This is a genomic window from Halomonas sp., assembly GCF_052095695.1.
In the GTDB taxonomy this organism is placed as follows: domain Bacteria; phylum Pseudomonadota; class Gammaproteobacteria; order Pseudomonadales; family Halomonadaceae; genus Vreelandella.
On sequence record NZ_JBQDLQ010000158.1, the window covers coordinates 1 to 3,806 of the forward strand.

General features: G+C 54.2%; 3 protein-coding genes and 1 pseudogene. 1 reads left to right on the forward strand and 3 read right to left on the reverse strand.

Features of this window, described 5'->3' with window-relative positions:
* Positions 1-773 (reverse strand): annotated as a pseudogene (locus ACTH5D_RS17525) (anthranilate synthase component I); the annotation flags it as partial.
* A complete protein-coding gene (locus tag ACTH5D_RS17530) occupies positions 770-1,498 on the reverse strand; it encodes a phosphoglycolate phosphatase (protein ID WP_441673473.1) in 729 nt (242 codons plus the stop codon). The pseudogene ACTH5D_RS17525 and the gene ACTH5D_RS17530, both read right to left, overlap by 4 nt.
* A 133-nt stretch (positions 1,499-1,631) precedes the next feature.
* On the opposite strand from ACTH5D_RS17530, the gene ACTH5D_RS17535 reads away from it, so the two are divergent.
* Positions 1,632-2,930: an NAD(P)/FAD-dependent oxidoreductase gene (locus tag ACTH5D_RS17535; protein WP_441673469.1), complete on the forward strand. Its 1,299-nt coding sequence runs from the start codon at positions 1,632-1,634 to the stop codon at positions 2,928-2,930.
* Positions 2,931-2,950: 20 nt separating this feature from the next.
* Here ACTH5D_RS17535 and rpe read toward each other — a convergent pair whose 3' ends face one another.
* Positions 2,951-3,646 carry a ribulose-phosphate 3-epimerase gene (rpe, locus tag ACTH5D_RS17540; RefSeq protein ID WP_441673471.1) on the reverse strand — a complete coding sequence of 232 codons (696 nt, stop codon included), beginning with the start codon at positions 3,644-3,646 and terminating at the stop codon, positions 2,951-2,953.
* Between the last annotated feature and the right edge of the window lie 160 nt (positions 3,647-3,806).

Below are 3,806 nucleotides of genomic sequence, written 5' to 3' on the forward strand. Positions count from 1 at the left end.
TGATAAGGAATCGACATACGCTGGGAAGGCACGCACTGCATGATGTCCCCTGCCAGCACGTACTCTTTGATTTTCTCAACAGCGGCTTTAAAGCCATCTTCGGTAAAGCCTGAGCTAAAGTCACTCTCCTGCACAGGCTGCCGATCGCTGCCTGCATTATTGGGGCTGATGTGCGCTTCGCGCAGGCGGATTTCAACATGTTTCAAATGCATTTGAGCGCGTTCTAGGGCATCTGGCTTGGCAGGATCAACGTGGGTCCAGATCGTTAGTCGACCGGAAAGATTGTCGAATACCACAAAGTCATTGCACACCATGAGCAGAATATCTGGCACGCTCAGCGGGTCAGGCTTATCGGCACCGCCGCGCAGACGCGGTTCGATATAGCGAATAGTGTCGTAGCCAAAGTAGCCGACTAGCCCGCCGTCAAAACGCGGCTGATCATCTAAATGGGGCACTTTAAAACGGCTCTGGAATGTTTCAATCCACGCGAGAGGATCGTCCACATCCGCGACGCCAACGGCTTCCCCCTCTTTGATGTGGTACACAGTAAAGCCACGCACCTCGATGCGCTCGTGGCTAGGCAGCCCAATCATGGAGTAACGGCCCCACTTCTCACTGCCCTGAACGGACTCAAATAAGAACGTCCAGGGCGTATTGGCGAGCTTTAAATAGGTTGAGAGCGGCGTATCTAAATCTGCAAGCACATCACGCGAAACAGGGATTCGATTATAGCCTGCCTGGCTAAGCTCTTGAAAGCGTTCCGGGGTCATCATGAAGCGGTCCTTGTTGCATGGGGGTGCGTCAACAGCAAGTCGGTTAGCGAACTGACTATCAGATCAGGGTGACTGTGTTCAATCGGCTCGCCGTGATTATAACCATAGGGCAGCGCAAGCGTCGTAAAGCCCGCTGCTTTACCGGCAGCCACATCATGGCGCGAGTCGCCGACCATCACGCACTCAGAAGGGGATATTTGACATCTATCAGCAGCGTGCAGCAGCGGCAACGGATGGGGTTTCTTTTCTGCCAGCGAATCACCGCCAATCCAAAGCGTGAAATAATCGATTAGCTTGAAATGGTTGAGTAGCGGCTCAATAAAGCGCTCAGGCTTATTAGTGATTAATGCCAATGTCATGCCGTGCTGATGCAGCGCCTGGAGCGTTTGGACAACGCCCGGATAAAGCGTCGTGAGGGCATTGGGCGCAGCACCATAATGCATCATAAAAGCCTCATACGCGCGCACTTGAAGCGCTGGCAGTGCCGTTTCTTCCCGCGCCCAGGCCAAGGCTCGCTGCACTAATACAGACGCCCCGTTACCAACCCAGTGGCGCACCTCGTCTTCACTCGGCTCACGCAGCCCTAACTCACGCAAGGTAAGCATGACAGCGATAGCAAGATCCGGCACGGAATCAATCAACGTGCCATCCAGGTCGAACGCAATCAGTCGCTTGCCCTGTAGCACTGAATGTAATGCCGAGTGTCGTATTGAATGCACCTTGATTGCCCTCTCACTTCATTCGCTGCTGAAAAATCTTTCGTTGGCCACCCATCTTACCCGCTCTAAGCCAACTTTCGCATTAGTCAGAAGCTGAAGAAACTTCTATGCTATGGCTAATTTAGCCATGGAGGTAATAATGACCACTCCCACCATTGTGATTGTCGGCGGCGGCGCGGGCGGCTTAGCCCTCGCCACACGCTTAGGACGCACCTTAGGCAAGCGAAAACGCGCAGAAATTGTGTTGTTAGATCGCGATACCACACATGTTTGGAAGCCACTGCTCCATGAGCTGGCTACCGGCGTGCTTAATTCCAGCATGGACGAGGTGGACTATCGCGGGCATTCGTCTGCCCACTTTTATCGCTATCAGCGGGGCTCATTAACGGGCATAAACCGGGAGCAGCGACGGCTGCAGCTAGCGCCGATTCAGGATGAGCATGGCCTTGAGGTGTTACCCGCCAGGGAGCTCTCGTATGACTATTTGGTGATGGCGCTGGGCAGCATTTCAAACGACTTCGGCACCCCCGGCGTTGCTGAGCACTGCCACTTTATCGATTCGCCACAGCAGGCCAAAGCCTTCCAGCGCGACATGATCAACACCTTTTTGCGCTACACCGACCCGACGCTGCGCCAGCATACACAGCTGACCATCGGCATCGTCGGCGGTGGCGCAACCGGGGTTGAACTAGCAGCGGAGCTGCTTGATGCCTCGCGCATGCTGAATGCCTATGGCGTGACGTCATTAGACCATCAGACAATCAGCGTTCACTTATTGGAAGCGGCGCCGCGCTTGCTGCCAGGCCTTTCTGAGCGAATCAGCCAGACGGTTAACACAGAGCTTGAAAGCATGGGCGTGACCGTTCACACCAACACCGCCATTAAAGAAGCCCAGGCGCATCAGTTGGTAACCAATGACGGCGAAGTGATCGAAACGGACATCAATGTGTGGGCAGCCGGCATCAAAGCACCACCCTTCCTGGCGGAGCTAGGATTAACGACCAACACTAAAAACCAAATCAACGTAGCCACCACGTTACAAAGCGTCGATGACGAGAGAATCTTTGCTCTGGGCGACTGCGCAAGCTGCCCGATGGGTGAAAGCGGTACCGTGCCACCCCGTGCACAGGCGGCCCACCAGCAGGCAACGCTACTTGCCAAAAACCTGGCCAATCACTTAGCGGGCAAGCCGCTTGCTGACTTCCGCTACCGTGACCATGGCTCGCTGGTATCACTTGCGCGCTACGACGCGGTGGGCAACTTAATGCGCAGCTCGGCCTCCAAAGGATTGTTTTTAGAAGGCTGGCTGGCTCGTCAGGCATATGCCTCGCTGTACCGCATGCACCAGCTGTCTATTCACGGGGCACCGAAAACAGGGCTGTCTTGGCTAGTAGACAAGCTCAATCGCTATTTAAAACCGCGTATGAAGCTGCACTAAACTCCCCGCTATCTTTTGAATTACGCCTTTGCCAGCGCTGCGCGCAGCTGTTTGATGACCGTATTGTAGCCGTGCGGATCGCTGGCCTGGTGAGCACTGAAGATAGCTGATCCGGCAACAAAGGTATCGGCGCCGGCGGCGGCAATATCGGCAATGTTGTCTACCTTCACGCCACCATCGATCTCCAAACGAATAGCATAAGCAGAGGCATCGATGCGCGCCCGCGCTTCGCGCAGCTTATCCAGCGTTCCGGGGATAAAGGACTGACCGCCAAAGCCTGGGTTAACGCTCATTAGCAGCACCATATCGACTTTATCCATCACGTAGTCGAGATAAGAGAGCGGCGTTGCCGGGTTAAATACTAAGCCTGCCTGACAACCGCCATCACGAATTAACTGTAATGAGCGATCGACGTGCTCAGAGGCTTCCGGGTGAAAGGTAATGTAGCTAGCGCCCGCCTCAATAAAGTCACTGATCATGCGGTCTACCGGCTTGACCATTAGGTGGACGTCAATCGGTGCCGTCACCCCGTGCTGCCGCAGCGCTTTGCATACCATAGGGCCAATGGTGAGATTGGGCACGTAGTGATTGTCCATCACGTCGAAGTGAACCACATCCGCACCGGCAGCCAGTACGTTATCCACTTCCTCACCCAGCCGGGCAAAATTAGCCGATAAAATAGAAGGGGCAATTAAAAAATCTTGCGCAGCGGTCATATTCCAATCCTGCTTATTAATCAGTAAACGAGATTAGCTCTCCGAATGCCTGTGGGCACAAGCAAGAAAGCATAGCCAGTGACCTATCTTACCAGAGCCAAACCCAAGCCACTCACTAAGCAGCCGTATCGGCCGCCAGGCATATATTCTTAAATAGAAT